Raw genomic sequence first — 16,729 nt, forward strand, 5'->3', positions numbered from 1 at the left:
CGTGAGCCTTACACGTCCTTCGTCAGGTTCGGGCCGCCGCCGGCCGCCTGCTCGATCGGAGGGACGTCCGGCAGAGGCGACTTCTCCTCGCCGCGGAAGGTGAACTTCCGCGCCTCACCGTCGCCCTCGGTGTCCACGACCACGATGTGACCGGGGCGCAGCTCGCCGAAGAGGATCTTCTCGGAGAGGACGTCCTCGATCTCGCGCTGGATCGTCCGGCGCAGCGGCCGGGCGCCCAGGACCGGGTCGTAACCCTTCTTGGCCAGCAGCGACTTGGCGTTCGGGCTGAGCTCAAGGCCCATGTCCCGGTCCTTCAGCCGCTCGTCCACCTTGTTCACCATGAGGTCGACGATCTGGATGATGTCTTCCTCGGTGAGCTGGTGGAAGACCACCGTGTCGTCGACGCGGTTGAGGAACTCCGGCCGGAAGTGCTGCTTCAGCTCTTCGTTGACCTTGTTCTTCATCCGCTCGTAGTTGGTCTTGGTGTCGCCCTGGGCGGCGAAGCCCAGGTTGAACCCCTTGGAGATGTCCCGGGTCCCGAGGTTGGTCGTCATGATGATGACCGTGTTCTTGAAGTCCACGACCCGGCCCTGGGAGTCGGTCAGCCGGCCGTCCTCCAGGATCTGGAGCAGGGAGTTGAAGATATCGGGGTGGGCCTTCTCGACCTCGTCGAAGAGGACCACGGAGAACGGCTTCCTGCGCACCTTCTCGGTGAGCTGGCCGCCCTCCTCGTAGCCCACGTATCCGGGGGGAGAGCCGAAGAGACGCGAGACCGTGTGCTTCTCGCTGAACTCCGACATGTCGAGAGCGATCAGCGCGTCCTCGTCGCCGAAGAGGAACTCGGCGAGCGTCTTGGACAGCTCGGTCTTACCGACACCGGACGGGCCGGCGAAGATGAACGAGCCACCGGGGCGCTTGGGGTCCTTCAGACCCGCTCGCGTACGGCGGATCGCCTGCGAGAGCGCCTTGATGGCGTCCTTCTGGCCGATGACGCGCTTGTGGAGCTCGTCCTCCATGCGGAGCAGCCGCGAGGACTCCTCCTCGGTGAGCTTGAAGACCGGGATGCCCGTGGCCGTCGCCAGGACCTCGGCGATCAGCTCCTCGTCCACCTCGGCGACGACGTCCATGTCGCCGGCCTTCCACTCCTTCTCCCGCTTGGTCTTCGCGGCCAGCAGCTGCTTCTCCTTGTCACGGAGAGACGCCGCCTTCTCGAAGTCCTGGGAGTCGATCGCCGACTCCTTGTCGCGGCGGACGCCCGCGATCTTCTCGTCGAACTCGCGGAGGTCCGGCGGAGCGGTCATCCGGCGGATACGCATCCGGGAGCCGGCCTCGTCGATCAGGTCGATCGCCTTGTCCGGCAGGAAGCGGTCCGAGATGTAGCGGTCGGCGAGCGTCGCGGCGGCGACCAGCGCGGAGTCCGTGATGGACACGCGGTGGTGCGCCTCGTAACGGTCGCGCAGGCCCTTGAGGATCTCGATCGTGTGCGGCAGCGACGGCTCCGCGACCTGGATGGGCTGGAAGCGGCGCTCCAGGGCCGCGTCCTTCTCCAGGTGCTTGCGGTACTCGTCGAGCGTGGTCGCACCGATGGTCTGGAGCTCGCCGCGGGCCAGCATCGGCTTCAGGATGCTCGCCGCGTCGATCGCGCCCTCGGCGGCACCCGCACCCACCAGGGTGTGGAGCTCGTCGATGAACAGGATGATGTCCCCGCGGGTGCGGATCTCCTTCAGGACCTTCTTCAGCCGCTCCTCGAAGTCACCGCGGTAGCGGGAACCCGCGACGAGCGCGCCGAGGTCGAGGGTGTAGAGGTGCTTGTCCTTGAGGGTCTCGGGCACCTCGCCCTTGACGATGGCCTGGGCCAGCCCCTCGACGACCGCCGTCTTGCCGACGCCGGGCTCGCCGATGAGCACTGGGTTGTTCTTCGTACGGCGGGACAGCACCTGCATGACCCGCTCGATCTCCTTCTCGCGCCCGATGACCGGGTCGAGCTTGGATTCGCGGGCGGCCTGGGTGAGATTCCGGCCGAACTGGTCGAGGACCAGGGACGTGGAGGGTGTGCCCTCCGCGGGACCGCCCGCTGTGGCGGCCTCCTTGCCCTGGTATCCGGAGAGCAGCTGGATGACCTGCTGCCGCACCCGGTTGAGATCGGCGCCCAGCTTCACGAGGACCTGGGCGGCGACGCCCTCGCCCTCGCGGATCAGGCCGAGCAGGATGTGCTCCGTGCCGATGTAGTTGTGGCCCAGCTGAAGAGCCTCGCGGAGCGACAGCTCCAGGACCTTCTTGGCACGGGGGGTGAAGGGGATGTGGCCGGACGGGGCCTGCTGGCCCTGGCCGATGATCTCCTCCACCTGCTGGCGGACCGCCTCGAGCGAAATCCCGAGGCTCTCCAGGGCCTTAGCGGCGACACCCTCACCCTCATGGATAAGGCCCAGGAGGATGTGCTCGGTGCCGATGTAGTTGTGGTTGAGCATCCGGGCTTCTTCCTGAGCCAGGACGACAACCCGCCGCGCGCGGTCGGTGAACCTCTCGAACATCGTTAATCGCTCCTCAGAGCGGTCAGGCAGTAAAGGGGTCGGTCCCCTCCCTGTCCTTCCGCAGCTTAGTCCCGCAAGCGGGGACCGCTCATTCCAACTGCCGACTACCTGTCCCAGGCTCCCAGCCCCGAACGCCGGACAACAGCTCCAACCCGATGGTGCGAGACGATGTTCCCGCAGGCCAGGCATATACCCCCACCATCAGTACGCCGATGGCGAACGTGAGACGCCCGGCAACCGCGTGTCGCCCCTTCCCACTAGGAATGTCTTACCCGCAAGCAGTGACACTCCATGCGGCGCACCCCGGTTCCCTCCGCTACGGGCGAACACCCTTGCGCTCCCGAACGCGCTCTCACGCCCCCATACCGAGCACTCTCCGCGATCGGTCGCGGACTCAGCGTAACTCCAGGCGGGGTTGGGGAGTTGCCCCGGGTATGTCCTTCACCGTCCCGCTCCCCCGGACCCCGCCCGAAGGGGGCCGCGCGCGGTCGCTCGCGCGGTGGTACGGGAAGGGGCTGGGCTGGGAGACCGTCGCGGGGCCGCCGCTCCAGCTGCTCACCGGGCGCCGCTTCGACGTACTGGAACTGCCCGCGGACGCGGGGGACGCGGTGCTGCGGCGGACCGGTGCGACGGGGCCGGTGGCGCTCCACGGGGAGCGGATGGCGTTTCTGGTGGCCGCGGGGAGCGCCGACGAGGTGCCGGGGCTGCTCGACTGGCTGGAGTGGGGCGGAATCGCCCTGGGCCTGACCGCGCTCGGCGCGGACGGACGGATGCCGGCCCCCGCACCGCCCCGGTGGCCGGGTGCCACCGCTGCCACTGCGCAGGGGGCCGCTGTCTGGCTGCGACCCCCCGAGCCCGGCCGCGAGGTGGAGCCGACGCTGCCGGCGCTCGCACCGTTCGGGCACGGCGGCGGTGACGGGGGCAGCGGTGGGGGTGCCCCCGATCTCGTACGACTCGTGGACGCGGCGGCGACGGAGTGCCACCGGGCCCGTTTGCTGCGCAGAAATACTCTTCGTACGAGAACTCAGCCGTTGGCCTTCTCGTAGGCTTCACGGATCTCGGCGGGAACACGGCCGCGGTCGTTGACGCTGTAGCCGTTCTCCTTCGCCCACTTGCGGATTTCCGCGGTGTCCTTGTTACCGCCCGCGGCGACACGACCCTTGCCACGGCTGCCCGCGGCGCGACCGCCGGTACGCCGGCCACCCTTGGTGTACGGATCGAGCAGACCCCGCAGCTTGTCCGCATTGGCGGTCGTGAGGTCAATCTCGTAGGTCTTGCCGTCCAGAGCGAACGTCACCGTCTCGTCCGCCTCGCCACCGTCGAGGTCATCGACAAGAAGGACCTGAACCTTCTGTGCCACCGGATTTCCTTTCATCGAAAATGCAGTACGCGGAAAGGAAACCGCTTTTCTCAGGAAAACACAAACCCCCGGCAGAGGTTCAGTCCAGCGAGAACACGGGAAACGTGCGCGATTCGGACATAGGGTCTGGTGTCTTCCCGGCGATCACAGGTGCAGAAGCATCCGGCTGTTGCCCAAGGTGTTCGGCTTCACCCGTTCGAGACCCAGGAACTCGGCAACACCCTCGTCATAGGAACGCAGCAGCTCTCTGTACACATCTCCGTCGACCGGCGTCTCGCCGATCTCCACGAAGCCGCGCTTCGCGAAGAACTCGACTTCGAAGGTGAGACAGAATACGCGCCGCACTCCGAGCCAGCGGGCGGTCTCCAGCAGCTTGTCCAGCAGTAGATGGCCGGCGCCGGTGCCCCTGACCGCGGGATCCACCGCGAGTGTGCGCACTTCGGCGAGGTCTTCCCACATCACATGCAAGGCACCGCAGCCGATGACAGTCGCGTCCTCGTCGCGTTCCGCGACCCAGAACTCCTGGATGTCCTCGTAAAGCGTCACCGGCGCTTTGTCGAGCAGGATGCCTTCGCTCACGTAAGGGTCCACGAGACGGCGGACCGCCGGTACATCCCTGGTCCTGGCCCGTCTGACGGTGAGGGCATTTGCTTCGGCATTGGGATGCGGAACGGCTGACGGCATGACTGGACGCTATCGCCCCGACTCGCGCCCTGTGTCGGCGCCCTCGTCCGGCCCTTCGGACGCATCCGGCTCTTGCGGCTCTTGCGGTTCTTCCCGGTCTTGTACGCCGGCACCTTCGTTACTGACCGCTTCCGTTTCCATACTGATCGTTTCCGTATCAGCTTCTCCGGAAGCGGCTTCTTCCGTACCGTCGCCTTCCGGCCGGTCGCGGCGCACCAGGCGGACCGCGTCCTCCAGTGACTGGCGCTGCTCCGGCGACATCATGCCGAAGAAGGCGACAAGCGCGGCGGCGGGGTTGTCGCTCTTCGACCAGGCTTCGTTCATCAGGGCCGCGGCGTAGGCGGCGCGGGTGGAGACCGCCGTATATCGATAGGCGCGGCCTTCGACTTCCCGGCGCACCCAGCCCTTCTGATGGAGATTGTCCATTACGGTCATGACGGTGGTGTAGGCGATGGACCGCTCCTGCTGAAGGTCTTCGAGGACTTCCCGGACGGTGACCGGACGGTTCCATTGCCAGACGCGTGTCATGACGGCGTCTTCCAGGTCTCCCAATTGTCGGGGCACAGCGCCACCATAGTGCGAGATGTCCGAATGGCCGGTTATTGACGTAACAAAAAGGACGTACGACTGGAATCAGTCGTACGTCCTGGTCATATGTTGAGCGCGCGTGCCGAGCGCTTGTCGAGTGCGTGCCGAGCGCTCGTACCTCAGGCGTTGTGCGGGTCGGCGGTACGGGACTGCTGCTGGGCGGCGTCCGCGCGGGCCATCGCCGCGTCGACGGCGGCGTCCTCCTTGGACTTGTTCGGACCGCCCTGGCTCTTGACGATCGTCACGACCAGGCCGGTGAAGAAAGCGGCCATCACCACGGGGGGCAGGAGCGCGGATACGTAGTCCATGGCGTCCAGAGTAGCTATCCGGCGGCGCGCTCCTCCGGCGGGGGCGCGGGCCGGCGGCGAGGCGGGAAGACCTCGGACGGCTTGGGCATCGGCCGGTCCTTCTCGGGGCGCTCGGGCTTTTCGGGCCGGTGGGGCTCGCGCGGCTTACGGGGCTCGCGGGGCTCCTTGGCCGGCTCGTCGGCCGCGCGTCCGCCGGGGAGCGCGAGGAGGCGGGTGCGGGGAGCGGGGGCCGTGGCGGCGGGGACTCCGGCCAGGTGGGCGCGTACCGACCGGTCCGCGAGCCGCCGGCAGCGGTCGAGCAGGGCCGCCGCGACCGGATTGCCGCGCAGGGCGCGCAGCGCCGCGAGATCGTCGGGCCGGGGGCGGTAGCCGGCCGCCAGGGCGTCCTGGAGCAGCTCCAGATAGCCCGCGAGGGACCCGGGAAGCGCTTCCCGGTACCTCGTGAGGTCGGCCTGGAGAAAGGCCCGCAGGCGCCCGGCCTCGCGCACGGCCTCGTCCACGGACTCGGCGAGGGCCAGGCAGGCCCGGACGTCCTCGTTCGGGAGCGGGGCGGGATGGAGGGCAACGGCGAGGGCACGTCGGAGCACACTCAGCTCGTCGGCACCGAAGGCCATGCCGCCGCGGGATCCGTATGGCGTGGGCATGCGGCGACAGTACGCGCCAAAGGGACAAAATCCGCTTAACGCCCCTCTTCTGGCGCGGCCCGCCCGCCGAACGAGGGACCGGCGAACGAGGTGCGCCGGTGCTCCCCGCCCTGGACGGGTAGGTCCGCCCGCGCCGGTGGGACCCCGCGCTCACATGCGCGAGACGTTCCGCTCGTACACCAGGCGCAGACCGATGAGGGTGAGCCAGGGCTCGTGCTCGTCGATCACGGACGCCTCGCCCAGCACCATGGGGGCCAGGCCGCCGGTCGCGATCACCGTGACCTCCTCGGGGTCCTCGGCCAGCTCGCGCGCCATCCGCGCCACCACCCCGTCGACCTGGCCGGCGAAGCCGTACAGGATGCCGGCCTGCATCGCCTCGACCGTGTTCTTGCCGATCACGCTGCGCGGCCTGGCCAGCTCGATCTTGCGGAGCTGGGCACCCTTGACGCCCAGCGCCTCGACCGAGATCTCGATGCCGGGGGCGATGACACCACCCGCGTACTCGCCGCGCGCGCTGACCGCGTCGAAGGTCGTCGCCGTACCGAAGTCGACGACGATCGCCGGGCCGCCGTACAGCTCGACCGCCGCGACCGCGTTGATGATGCGGTCCGCGCCGACCTCCTTGGGGTTGTCCATCAGGATCGGCACGCCCGTCTTGATGCCGGGCTCCACGAGGACGGCGGGGACGTCGCCGTAGTAGCGGCGGGTCACCTCGCGCAGTTCGTGCAGCACGGACGGGACCGTCGAGCAGATCGCGATGCCCTCGATGCCGTCGCCCAGTTCCTCGCCGAGCAGCGGGTGCGTCCCCATCAGTCCCTGGAGGAGCACGGCGAGTTCGTCGGCGGTGCGGCGGGCGTCGGTGGAGATGCGCCAGTGCTCGACGATCTCCTCGCCGTCGAACAGGCCGAGGACGGTATGGGTGTTGCCGACGTCGATGGTGAGCAGCATCAGACGCCGGCCTCTCGCAGGTCGAGGCCGATGTCGAGGATCGGGGAGGAGTGGGTGAGCGCCCCGACCGCGAGGAAGTCGACGCCCGTCTCCGCGTAGGCGCGCGCGTTGCCGAGGACGAGCCGGCCCGAGGACTCCAGGACCGCGCGGCCCGCGACGATGCCCACGGCCTCCGCCGTCTCGGCCGGGGTGAAGTTGTCCAGCAGGATCAGATCGGCGCCCGCGTCCAGGACTTCGCGGACCTGGTGGAGGGTGTCGACCTCGACCTCGATGGGGACGTCGGGGAACCGTTCCCGTACGGCCTTGAACGCCTGGGCGACGCCGCCCGCCGCGACCACGTGGTTGTCCTTCACCAGGGCCGCGTCGGAGAGCGACATCCGGTGGTTGACCCCGCCGCCGCAGCGCACCGCGTACTTCTCCAGGGCGCGCAGCCCCGGGGTGGTCTTGCGGGTGTCGCGGACCTTGGCGCCGGTGCCTTCGAGTACGTCGGCCCAGGCGCGTGTGGCGGTCGCGATGCCGGAGAGCCGGCACAGCAGGTTGAGCGCGCTGCGCTCGGCGGTGAGCAGATCGCGGGTGCGGGTGGTGACGCTCAGCAGCTTCTGGCCCGCCTCGACGCGGTCGCCGTCGGCGGCATGGCGCTCGACGGCGAACTCCTCCGTGCAGACGAGGGAGAGCACGGCCTCGGCGATGTGCAGGCCCGCGACCGTACCGCTCTCGCGCGCGGTGAAGTCGCCCGTGGCGACGGCGTCCTCGGGGACGGTCGCGACGGTCGTCACGTCCACGCCGTGGTCGAGGTCCTCGGCGACGGCGACATGCGCGATGTCCTCGACCTGGACGGGGTCCAGGCCCGCGTCGGCGAGCAGCGCGGCGAGCGCGGGGTCGAGGCCGCACTCCAGGTCGTCGGGTCCGTAGCCGTCCTCGCCCGCGGAGCAGCCGCAGCCGTCGCCGCAGCCGCCCTGGGGGGCCGGCGCCGCGGCCGGGGCGCCGATCTGGATGAGCGGTACGTCCACGGGCTCGGGGCGCGGACTGTCTTCGGGCGTGCTCACGGTTACGGCTCCCTGGGGGCGTCGGCGTGGGGTGGGATTGCGGGGCTGGGTGGGGTGTGCGGCCCGGCGCCCGGGTGCACGGGCGGGAACGCGGCCGTCGCGGTGCGGCGCAGTACCGGCCGGCGGTCGGGCGTCAGGCTGATGACGAGATGGCGGGCCCAGTCGGTGTCGTCGCGCTCGGGGCGGTCCTCGCGCCAGTGGCAGCCGCGGGTCTCCTCGCGCTCCAGGGCGGCGGCGACCAGGACCCGGGCGACGCAGAGCAGATTCGACGTCTCCCAGGATTCGACGCCGGGGACGGCCGGCTTCCCGGGGCCGGATCCGTCCTGGTCCTGGGCCTGCCGCGCCTGCTCGTGGACGGTCTCCAGGGCGGCCGCGGCGGTGCCCAGGCTGGCGGCGGATCTGAGCACGCCCGCGCCCTCGGACATGATCCGCTGGATCGTGGCGCGGGCCTCGGGGGCGATGAGCGGCAGCGGGACGGTGCCGGCCGGTTCGGCGGGGACGGCGGCGGGCTCGGCCGTGCTGTGCCCTGCGCCGCCCTCCGATGGGCCGCCCTCGGCCGTGTCGCTCTCCGCCGTGCCGCCCTCCGACGTGCCGCCCTCCGCGATGTCCGCGGCTATCCGTTCCGCGAAGACCAGCCCCTCCAGGAGGGAGTTGGAGGCCAGCCGGTTCGCGCCGTGGACGCCCGTACAGGCGACCTCGCCGCACGCGTACAGCCCCGGTACGGTCGTCCGCCCGCGCAGGTCCGTACGGACGCCGCCCGACGCGTAGTGGGCGGCGGGCGCCACCGGGACGGGCTCCGTGACCGGGTCGATGCCATGCGCCCGGCAGGCCGCCAGGATCGTGGGGAAGCGGGTCTCCCACATGGCGGCGCCGAAGTGCCTGGCGTCCAGATACATGTGCGCGGCGCCCTGCTCCCGCATCCGGCGCATGATCGCCTTGGCGACGATGTCGCGCGGGGCCAGCTCCGCCAGTTCGTGCTGTCCGAGCATGAACCGGACGCCGTCGGCGTCGACGAGATGCGCTCCCTCGCCCCGTACCGCCTCGGAGACCAGCGGCTGCTGGCCCTCGGCGCCGGTGCCGAGGAAGAGCACCGTCGGATGGAACTGGACGAATTCCAGGTCGGAGACCTCCGCGCCCGCCCGTAGCGCCAGCGCCACGCCGTCGCCCGTGGAGACCGCCGGGTTGGTCGTCGCCGAGAAGACCTGGCCCATGCCGCCGGTGGCCAGGATCACCGCGGGGGCGCGGACCGCGCCGACGCCGTCGTGCTGGCCCTCGCCCATCACATGGAGGGTGACGCCGGACGTACGGCCGTGCTCGTCCGTCAGCAGGTCCAGGACCAGCGCGTTCTCGACCGTACGGAGCGCTGCGTCGCGGACCGCCCCGACCAGGGCGCGGGAGATCTCGGCGCCGGTCGCGTCGCCGCCCGCGTGGGCGATACGGCGGCGGTGGTGGCCGCCCTCGCGGGTGAGCTGGAGCTCCCCGGTGGCGGAGGTGTCGAAGTGCGCACCGGTGCCGATGAGGCGGTGTACGGCCGCGGGGCCCTCGGTGACGAGGGTGCGGACCGCCTCCTCGTCGCACAGGCCCGCGCCCGCGACGAGGGTGTCCGCCAGATGCTGTTCCGGGGTGTCGCCCTCACCGAGCGCCGCGGCGATACCGCCCTGCGCCCAGCGCGTGGAGCCGTCGTCGAGCCGGGCCTTGGTGACGACGACGGTACGGAGCCCGGCGGCGGTGCAGCGCAGGGCCGCGGTGAGACCGGCGACGCCGGAGCCGACCACCACGACATCGGCGTCGATGGCCCAGCCGGGCGCGGGGGCGGCCAGCCGTATACCGGTTCCGGTCACTGGGAGGCTCCGAAGGTCAGCGGGATGTTGTCGATCAGCCGCGTGGTCCCGACGCGCGCGGCGACGGCGAGGACCGCCTCGCCGGTGTGGTCGTCGGGGACCTCGGTGAAGTCGGCGGGGTCGACCAGGGCGAGATAGTCGAGGGTCAGCGGCGGTACGGACCTGGCCGCCTCGTCGAGGACGGCGCGGGCCGCGGCCCGTACCCCGTCGGCGCCGTTCCAGTCCTCTCCGGCGCTGCCCGCCGCGGCCACGGCGTGGGCGTCGGCCGCGAGCCGGGCCTCGCCGAGTGCGGAAAGCGCGGCGGCCCGCGCGCCGGGCGTGGGGGCGTACTCGGCGCGGGCGCGCAGTGCCTGCTGGGCGCCGAGCCGGTCGCTGGCGGCGAACAGGGCCCGGGAGAGCGCGAGTGCGGTGCGGCGCTCGGGGACGGAGAGATAGCGGTTGCGGCTGGAGAGCGCGAGACCGTCGTCGGCACGGGCCGTCGGTACGCCGACGATCTCGGCGGGGAAGTTCAGATCACGGGCCATCCGGCGGACCAGGGCGAGCTGCTGGGCGTCCTTCTGGCCGAAGAAGGCGGCGTCGGCCCGGGTGAGGTGGAGCAGTTTGGCGACGACGGTCAGCACGCCGTCGAAGTGCCCGGGGCGCGAGGCGCCTTCCAGGCGCGTGCCCATGGGGCCCGCCGTGATCGTGACCTGGGGGGCGCCGCCGGGGTAGACCTCGTCGGCGGACGGCGCGAAGACGGCGTCGGCGCCCGCCTCCGCCGCGGTCTTCAGATCGGCTTCGAGCGTGCGGGGATAGCGCTCCAGGTCCTCGCCGGCGCCGAACTGGAGCGGGTTGACGAAGACGGTGACCACGACGAACCCGTCGGGTCCGGCATGGGCGCGCGCGGCCCGTACGAGGCTCGCGTGCCCGTCGTGGAGCGCGCCCATGGTCATCACCACCGCGATCCGGCCGGGGGCCGGGCGCCTCTCCAGGAGGCGGTCGAGGTCCGCGCGCGTGGGAGCGAGTTCGAGGCTCATCGGATGGTCTCCACGTTTCCAGGATGCGCGGGCGCGGTCCTGTTCCGCGCGGTCCTCTTCGAGACGCGCCTCAGGATGCGTACGCGTGGTCATCGGGTGCCCCCGGCGCCGTCCCCGCGGGCGTCCCCGAGGGGGTCGCCGCCGGCGAGGACGCCGAGGAGGTCCTCCGCGAGCTCGGGCTTGAGCAGACCGTGCGCCAGCGCCCGGTCGGCGGTCGTACGGGCCATCGCGAGATACCCCGCCACGGCGCCGGGCGCGTGCGCGCGCAGCTCGGCGACATGCGCGGCGACCGTACCCGCGTCCCCGCGCGCGACCGGCCCGGTGAGGGCGGCGTCCCCGGAGCGCAGCGCGTTGTCCAGGGCGGCGCCGAGCAGCGGGCCGAGCATCCGCTCGGGCGCTTCGACCCCGGCGGTGCGCAGCAGCTCCATGGACTGGGCGACCAGCGTGACCAGGTGGTTCGCGCCCAGGGCCAGGGCCGCGTGGTACAGCGGACGCGACTCCTCCGCGATCCACTCGGGCTCGCCGCCCATCTCGATGACCAGCGCCTCGGCGGCCAGTCGCAGCTCCTCGGGAGCGGTGACGCCGAAGGAGCAGCCGGCCAGCCGCTGGACATCCACCGAGGTGCCGGTGAAGGTCATCGCGGGATGCAGGGCGAGCGGCAGGGCGCCGGCGCGCAGGGCCGGGTCGAGCACCTTCGCGCCGTACCGCCCCGAGGTGTGTACGAGCAGCTGTCCCGGCCGTACGGCACCGGTCTCGGCGAGTCCGTCGACCAGTCCGGGCAGGGCGTCGTCGGGAACGGTCAGCAGCACCAGATCGGCGCGGGCGAGGACTTCGGCGGGGGTGACGATCGGGATGTCGGGCAGCAGCGCCGCAGCCCTCCGTACCGAGGCGTCCGATACGCCCGAGACGGCGACCGGACGGTGCCCGGCGAGCCGCAGGGACGCGGCCAGCGCGGGGCCGACACGGCCCGCTCCGACGACACCGACCGTGAGCCGCGCGGGGCGGTCCCGGGGATCGAAGGGTTCCTGTGCTGTTGGGTTCACGCGGTGGGGCCTTCCGTTCCAGTCCGCGGTGGGTACCGGACGATTTCTCGCCATGCTACGCCAGCGTCGCGCCCCGCCACTTGGCTGTCCACAGGCTGTGGGCAGGGGGCCGCGGGTGGGCGATGATTCGGTCCCATGGGAAAGACAAGTGAGCGGGCCGGCGGGACAGATCGGGCCGACCGGGTCCATGAGGCCGACCAGGACGGCGAGAAGCTCCATGAGCCCGGACCGGACGGCGAGAAGCTCCACGAGCCCGGACCGGACGGCGGGGACGCCCTTGAGGCCGGGCCGGACGGCGAGAAGACCGCACAGGCCGCGCGGCGGCGCAGGCTGGCCGCGTGGCTGGCGTCGGAGCGCGTGATGGTCCGCGCGCCGATGGACCGGCCGATGGGCGAACGGCTGGCCGCCCTGGCCGCGGACGCGGGGTCCGTGTACGACATGGACGAACAGCCGGACCTGTACGGCGACGGGATCGTCGCGGAGCTGGAGCGGCGGGTGGCCGCACTGCTCGGCTTCCCGGCCGCGGCCTTCTTCCCGACGGGCACGATGGCGCAGCAGGTGGCACTGCGCTGCTGGGCGGGGCGTACGGGCAACAGCACGGTGGCGCTGCACCCGCTCGCCCACCCCGAGGTGCATGAGGGCGGTGCGCTGTCGGTGGTCAGCGGGCTGCGTACGGTCCATCCGACGAAGGAGCCCCGGCTGCCCGCCGCCGCCGAGATCCAGGACCTGGCCGAGCCCTTCGGCACGCTGATGCTGGAACTCCCGCTGCGCGACGCGGGGTTCGTGCTGCCGTCCTGGGACGAGCTGGTGGCGGCCGTGGACGCGGCGCGGGAGCGGGACGCGGTGGTGCATGTCGACGGCGCGCGGCTGTGGGAGTGCGTCCCGCACTTCGGGCGGTCCCTGGCCGAGATCGCGGGGCTCGCGGACAGCGTGTACGTGTCCTTCTACAAGTCGCTCGGCGGGCTGTCGGGCGCGGCGCTCGCCGGTCCCCCGGAGCTGGTGGAGGAGGCGCGGGTCTGGCGGCACCGCTACGGGGGCCAGCTCTTCCATCAGTACCCGGCGGCGCTGACGGCCCTGCTGGGCCTGGAGCGCGAACTGCCCAAGCTGCCCTCGTACGTGGCGCACGCGCGCGTGGTGGCCGCGGCGCTGGCCGAGGGCTTCGCGGCGTCCGCCGTGCCGTGGTTCCGCGTACACCCGGAGCCGCCGCAGACCCATCAGTTCCGGGTGTGGCTGCCGTACGACCCGGACGTGCTGAACGAGGCGGCGGTACGGCAGGCGGAGGAGACGAAGACGGCGCTGTTCCGGGTCTGGTCGGCCCCGGCCGCGGGCATTCGCGGGCTCTCCTTCACAGAGGTCACGGTGGCGGAGCCGGGGCTTGAGTGGACGGCGGAGGAGGTACGGGCGGCGGTCGAGGAGTTCGTGACCAGGGTGCTGGAGACACTGTCCTGAGAAGCCTGAAGGACCGGCGGGGCGATCGGGGCGGGCGCCCCGGAGCCGCCGCGCCCGCCGGTCGTCCCGTTTGACGCGGGCCGTCAATCGACGGACCGGTTGTCAGTGGCGGCGTGCACCATGGCTTCATGAGCGTGTTCATCGACATCACCGGCCTGCCCCGGGAGCGGATCACCTTCGGCCCGTCCCCGCTGGCGGAGCTGGGTGCCGCCCTGCACGCGCTCTCCGAGCCCTCCCATCACGCCCGGCTGCACGGCTGGATCACCACCACCTCCGCCGCGCTCAAGCCCGAGCTGGCCGACCGGCTGCACGAGGCGGACTTCCTGTGGCGGTCGACCCGCGCCGACATCCTGCTGCCCGCCGCGCCCCGGGAGACGCTCGCGGAGGAGCTGGACGACCTCGATCTGATCGACGACGAGAAATACGTGGCGGCGGCGCTGGAGATCTCCTGCGCCAGCCAGTACGGCGAGGGCCTGCCCTCGCCGCTCATCGACGCGGACGTACGGCAGCGCGCGCTGGAGCTGGCGGCGGCCCGCGGTCCCCGACAGGCCGCGTTCGTACGGCAGATGCTGGCCGATCCGCCCGGGGTCAGGGCCTGGATACGCCGGCTGCTCGAAGACTGCGAGGAGGCGTTCTTCGCGGACACCTGGCGGCGCGTCCGCGTCCAACTCGCCGCCGACGCCCGGCACAAGACCGAGATGCTGCGCCGCAAGGGCCTCGCGGAGGCCGTCGCCGCGGTCTCCCCCGCCGTCACGCTGGAGGAGGACGGGCTCCGTACGAGGATCGTGGTGGACAAACTGTCCGACGGCCGCGCGGCCGCGACGGGACGGGGGCTGACGTTCCTGCCCACCGCCTTCGGCTGGCCCCATCTGGTGGCGCTGCACACACCCGGCTGGCAGCCGGTCGTGCAGTACCCGGTCTCCGCGCGGGAGCTGACGGACGCCACGCCCGTGGAGACGGTCAAGCTGCGTCTGGAGGCGGTCGCCCACCCCATGCGGATGCGGCTGTGCCGGAGCCTGGCGCGCGGCTCGTACTCGACGAGCGAGCTGGCCGATACGTACGGGATCACCGCGCCCGAGGTCTCCCGGCATCTGGCGGTGCTGCGGAAGGCGGGGCTGCTGACGACCCAGCGGCGCGGGCGCTATGTGCTGCATCAGCTGGATGTCGCCATGGTGGCCCGGCTCGGGAGCGACTTCCTGGAGGGGCTGCTGCGCTGAAAGGACGTTGATCCACGGCAGCGTGCGGCCTCAGACGGCTCCGCCGCCGGCCCGCACCAGTCCCGTCTCGTAGGCGAGGACGACCACTTGTACGCGGTCGCGCAGTCCGAGCTTGGTGAGGATCCGGCCGACATGCGTCTTCACGGTCGCCTCGGAGAGCACCAGCCGGCCGGCGATCTCCCCGTTCGACAGCCCCTGCGCGACCAGCAGCATGACCTCGCGCTCGCGGTCGGTCAGCCGGTCCAGCTCCTTGTGCCGCGGCTTGTTCGCGCTGGGCAGCATCGGCGAGAAGCGGTCCAGCAGCCGCCGGGTCGTGGACGGGGCGACGACGGCGTCACCGCTGTGCACCGAGCGGATCGCGCTGAGCAGTTCACTCGGCGGCACGTCCTTCAGCATGAATCCGCTCGCCCCGGCCTTGAGTCCGGAGAACGCGTACTCGTCCAGATCGAAGGTGGTCAGGATGAGCACCTTCGGGGCGTCGGGCTCCGCGCAGATCCGGCGGGTCGCCTCGACGCCGTCCAGCCTGGGCATACGGACGTCCATCAGGACGACGTCCACGGCGGTGGAGCGGAGATTCTCGATCGCCTCCGCGCCGTCCCCGGCCTCCGCGACGACCTCCATGTCCGGTTGCGCGGCCAGCACCATACGGAATCCGGTGCGCAGCAGCACCTGGTCGTCGACGAGCATGACGCGGATCGACATCTGCGGGGTCCTTGTCCGGTAGGGGAATGGCGGCCTGCTGGGGAGTGGACCGCCGATGGCTGGAGGTGCGGACGGCTGGAGGTGGCGGACGGCTGGAGGTGGCGGACGCCGGTACGCACCGGTGCGCGGTACGCCCCGGTGCGCGGGCCGACGCGCCTCAGTTCGCGGGTTTCAGCGGCAGCAGCGCGCTGATCCGGAAGCCGCCCCCGGGGCGCGGCCCGGCGTCCAGTGTGCCGCCGACCATACCGACCCGCTCCCGCATGCCGATGAGCCCATGCCCGCGCCCGTCGGCCCCGCCGTCCTCGTACAGTTCGTGCGCCGCGCCCCGTCCGTCGTCCTCGACCAGCAGACCGAGCCCGTCGTCGAAGTAGACCAGACGCACGCTGGCGCCCACATCGGGTCCGCCGTGCTTGCGGCTGTTGGTGAGGGCTTCCTGCACGATGCGGTACGCGGTCAGCTCCACCCCGCTGGGCAGCGGACGCGGGGTGCCCTCGATCCGGAAGTCCACGGTCAGCCCGGCGCCCCGTACCTTCTCGACCAGATCCTCGATCTGTCCGACATCGGGCTGCGGCACGTACTCGCCGCTCTCCTGGGCGTCACCGGTCCGCAGCACGCCCAGCAGTCTGCGCATCTCGGCCAGCGCCTGCCTGCCGGTGCTCGAAATGGTCTCCAGGGCCTGTTTGGCCTGGTCGGGCGCCGCGTCCAGCACATAGGCGGCGCCGTCCGCCTGGACCACCATCACCGAGACGTTGTGGGCGACGACGTCGTGCAGCTCACGGGCGATCCTGGCCCGCTCGGCGGCGACCGCCACCTTGGCCTGCGCCTCGCGCTCCTTCTCCAGCCGGGTGGCCCGCTCCTCCAGCTGGTCGAAGTAGGCGCGGCGGGTACGGACGGAGTCGCCGAGCACCCAGGCGAGGGCGAACGGCACGCTCATGACGATGGCGACGGCGACCCGGCTCCCGGTGCCGATACCGTCCTCGGGCCAGCGCACCTGCGACAGGGGAGCGGCCAGCAGCCCGCCGATCAGCGCGAGCCGCGAGGCCCAGCGCGGCCCGCCCTGCGCGGCGACGGTGTAGATGATCACCAGCATCGCGAAGTCGGCCGGATTGGCCTCCACGTCCAGGGCGAGCTGCGCGAGGCCCAGGGCGAGCGTGAGCAGCAGCACCTTCTCGGGCGCGCGGCGGCGCAGCGCGACGGAGATGCTCAGCAGCAGGACCAGCGGGATGGCCACCACGCCCTGGTTCTCCTGGACCACCCACAACAGCGAAAGACCGAAGAGCAGGACAGCCCAGAAGCTGTCGACGCCCGTCGGGTGTCCGCGGAGAAAGTCGTAGAAGCGCTGCACGTAACCC

General features: G+C 71.5%; 16 protein-coding genes. 3 read left to right on the forward strand and 13 right to left on the reverse strand.

Going from position 1 to position 16,729, the window contains the following annotated elements; all coding sequences use genetic code 11:
* Positions 1-8 precede the first annotated feature (8 nt).
* A complete protein-coding gene (locus tag ACFRKB_RS28200) occupies positions 9-2,531 on the reverse strand; it encodes an ATP-dependent Clp protease ATP-binding subunit (protein ID WP_383109331.1) in 2,523 nt (840 codons plus the stop codon).
* Positions 2,532-2,965: 434 nt separating this feature from the next.
* Between ACFRKB_RS28200 and ACFRKB_RS28205 the strand changes: the two genes are divergently transcribed.
* On the forward strand, positions 2,966-3,577 hold the full coding sequence (locus ACFRKB_RS28205) for an SCO3374 family protein (RefSeq protein WP_383109332.1): 612 nt from the start codon (positions 2,966-2,968) through the stop codon (positions 3,575-3,577).
* On the opposite strand, the gene ACFRKB_RS28210 is transcribed toward ACFRKB_RS28205, so the two are convergent.
* The 10 genes from ACFRKB_RS28210 to ACFRKB_RS28255 form a co-directional block, all read right to left on the reverse strand.
* Positions 3,556-3,891 (reverse strand): histone-like nucleoid-structuring protein Lsr2, encoded by a 336-nt coding sequence (locus ACFRKB_RS28210; protein WP_030354444.1) that lies wholly within the window; start codon positions 3,889-3,891, stop codon positions 3,556-3,558. The genes ACFRKB_RS28205 and ACFRKB_RS28210 overlap by 22 nt on opposite strands.
* Before the next feature lie 144 nt (positions 3,892-4,035).
* On the reverse strand, positions 4,036-4,575 hold the full coding sequence (locus ACFRKB_RS28215; RefSeq protein WP_078490958.1) for an amino-acid N-acetyltransferase: 540 nt from the start codon (positions 4,573-4,575) through the stop codon (positions 4,036-4,038).
* Positions 4,576-4,584: 9 nt separating this feature from the next.
* Positions 4,585-5,139 carry a BlaI/MecI/CopY family transcriptional regulator gene (locus ACFRKB_RS28220; RefSeq protein ID WP_383109333.1) on the reverse strand — a complete coding sequence of 185 codons (555 nt, stop codon included), beginning with the start codon at positions 5,137-5,139 and terminating at the stop codon, positions 4,585-4,587.
* 143 nt (positions 5,140-5,282) lie between these two features.
* Entirely contained in the window at positions 5,283-5,471 is a 189-nt protein-coding gene (locus tag ACFRKB_RS28225; RefSeq protein WP_383109334.1) for a hypothetical protein, read from the reverse strand.
* A gap of 14 nt (positions 5,472-5,485) precedes the next feature.
* Complete coding sequence (locus ACFRKB_RS28230; protein ID WP_383109417.1) at positions 5,486-6,085, reverse strand: hypothetical protein; 600 nt, start codon at positions 6,083-6,085, stop codon at positions 5,486-5,488.
* A gap of 180 nt (positions 6,086-6,265) precedes the next feature.
* Positions 6,266-7,063, reverse strand: a complete 798-nt coding sequence (locus ACFRKB_RS28235) for a type III pantothenate kinase (RefSeq protein ID WP_383109336.1) — start codon at positions 7,061-7,063, stop codon at positions 6,266-6,268.
* Positions 7,063-8,109: a carboxylating nicotinate-nucleotide diphosphorylase gene (gene nadC / locus ACFRKB_RS28240; protein ID WP_383109337.1), complete on the reverse strand. Its 1,047-nt coding sequence runs from the start codon at positions 8,107-8,109 to the stop codon at positions 7,063-7,065. The genes ACFRKB_RS28235 and nadC overlap by 1 nt, the downstream gene beginning before the upstream one ends.
* A 2-nt stretch (positions 8,110-8,111) precedes the next feature.
* Positions 8,112-9,950 (reverse strand): L-aspartate oxidase, encoded by a 1,839-nt coding sequence (locus ACFRKB_RS28245; RefSeq protein WP_383109338.1) that lies wholly within the window; start codon positions 9,948-9,950, stop codon positions 8,112-8,114.
* Positions 9,947-10,966, reverse strand: coding sequence for a pantoate--beta-alanine ligase (gene panC, locus ACFRKB_RS28250; protein ID WP_383109339.1), 1,020 nt, complete (start codon positions 10,964-10,966; stop codon positions 9,947-9,949). Before panC ends, ACFRKB_RS28245 begins: the two co-directional genes overlap by 4 nt.
* A gap of 89 nt (positions 10,967-11,055) precedes the next feature.
* On the reverse strand, positions 11,056-12,009 hold the full coding sequence (locus ACFRKB_RS28255; protein ID WP_383109341.1) for a Rossmann-like and DUF2520 domain-containing protein: 954 nt from the start codon (positions 12,007-12,009) through the stop codon (positions 11,056-11,058).
* A gap of 135 nt (positions 12,010-12,144) precedes the next feature.
* Between ACFRKB_RS28255 and ACFRKB_RS28260 the strand changes: the two genes are divergently transcribed.
* Both ACFRKB_RS28260 and ACFRKB_RS28265 read left to right on the forward strand, forming a co-directional pair.
* A complete protein-coding gene (locus tag ACFRKB_RS28260) occupies positions 12,145-13,458 on the forward strand; it encodes a threonine aldolase family protein (RefSeq protein WP_383109342.1) in 1,314 nt (437 codons plus the stop codon).
* Between the two features lie 128 nt (positions 13,459-13,586).
* On the forward strand, positions 13,587-14,675 hold the full coding sequence (locus ACFRKB_RS28265; RefSeq protein WP_383109343.1) for a DUF5937 family protein: 1,089 nt from the start codon (positions 13,587-13,589) through the stop codon (positions 14,673-14,675).
* Positions 14,676-14,705: 30 nt separating this feature from the next.
* On the opposite strand, the gene ACFRKB_RS28270 is transcribed toward ACFRKB_RS28265, so the two are convergent.
* Both ACFRKB_RS28270 and ACFRKB_RS28275 read right to left on the reverse strand, forming a co-directional pair.
* Positions 14,706-15,377 (reverse strand): response regulator transcription factor, encoded by a 672-nt coding sequence (locus ACFRKB_RS28270; RefSeq protein WP_383109345.1) that lies wholly within the window; start codon positions 15,375-15,377, stop codon positions 14,706-14,708.
* Positions 15,378-15,534: 157 nt separating this feature from the next.
* Positions 15,535-16,722, reverse strand: a complete 1,188-nt coding sequence (locus ACFRKB_RS28275) for a sensor histidine kinase (protein WP_383109346.1) — start codon at positions 16,720-16,722, stop codon at positions 15,535-15,537.
* Positions 16,723-16,729 lie beyond the last annotated feature (7 nt).

It is taken from the genome of Streptomyces scopuliridis, assembly GCF_042790125.1.
GTDB lineage: Bacteria > Actinomycetota > Actinomycetes > Streptomycetales > Streptomycetaceae > Streptomyces > Streptomyces scopuliridis_A.

What these genes read in the sequence shown, in the direction of transcription:
- ACFRKB_RS28200 (WP_383109331.1), bottom strand. Translation starts at nt 2,531, where the DNA reads ATGTTCGAGAGGTTCACCGACCGCGCGCGGCGGGTTGTCGTCCTGGCT.
- ACFRKB_RS28205 (WP_383109332.1), top strand. Translation starts at nt 2,966, where the DNA reads ATGTCCTTCACCGTCCCGCTCCCCCGGACCCCGCCCGAAGGGGGCCGC.
- ACFRKB_RS28215 (WP_078490958.1), bottom strand. Translation starts at nt 4,575, where the DNA reads ATGCCGTCAGCCGTTCCGCATCCCAATGCCGAAGCAAATGCCCTCACC.
- ACFRKB_RS28225 (WP_383109334.1), bottom strand. Translation starts at nt 5,471, where the DNA reads ATGGACTACGTATCCGCGCTCCTGCCCCCCGTGGTGATGGCCGCTTTC.
- ACFRKB_RS28230 (WP_383109417.1), bottom strand. Translation starts at nt 6,085, where the DNA reads ATGGCCTTCGGTGCCGACGAGCTGAGTGTGCTCCGACGTGCCCTCGCC.
- ACFRKB_RS28235 (WP_383109336.1), bottom strand. Translation starts at nt 7,063, where the DNA reads ATGCTGCTCACCATCGACGTCGGCAACACCCATACCGTCCTCGGCCTG.
- panC (WP_383109339.1), bottom strand. Translation starts at nt 10,966, where the DNA reads ATGAGCCTCGAACTCGCTCCCACGCGCGCGGACCTCGACCGCCTCCTG.
- ACFRKB_RS28260 (WP_383109342.1), top strand. Translation starts at nt 12,145, where the DNA reads ATGGGAAAGACAAGTGAGCGGGCCGGCGGGACAGATCGGGCCGACCGG.
- ACFRKB_RS28265 (WP_383109343.1), top strand. Translation starts at nt 13,587, where the DNA reads ATGAGCGTGTTCATCGACATCACCGGCCTGCCCCGGGAGCGGATCACC.
- ACFRKB_RS28270 (WP_383109345.1), bottom strand. Translation starts at nt 15,377, where the DNA reads ATGTCGATCCGCGTCATGCTCGTCGACGACCAGGTGCTGCTGCGCACC.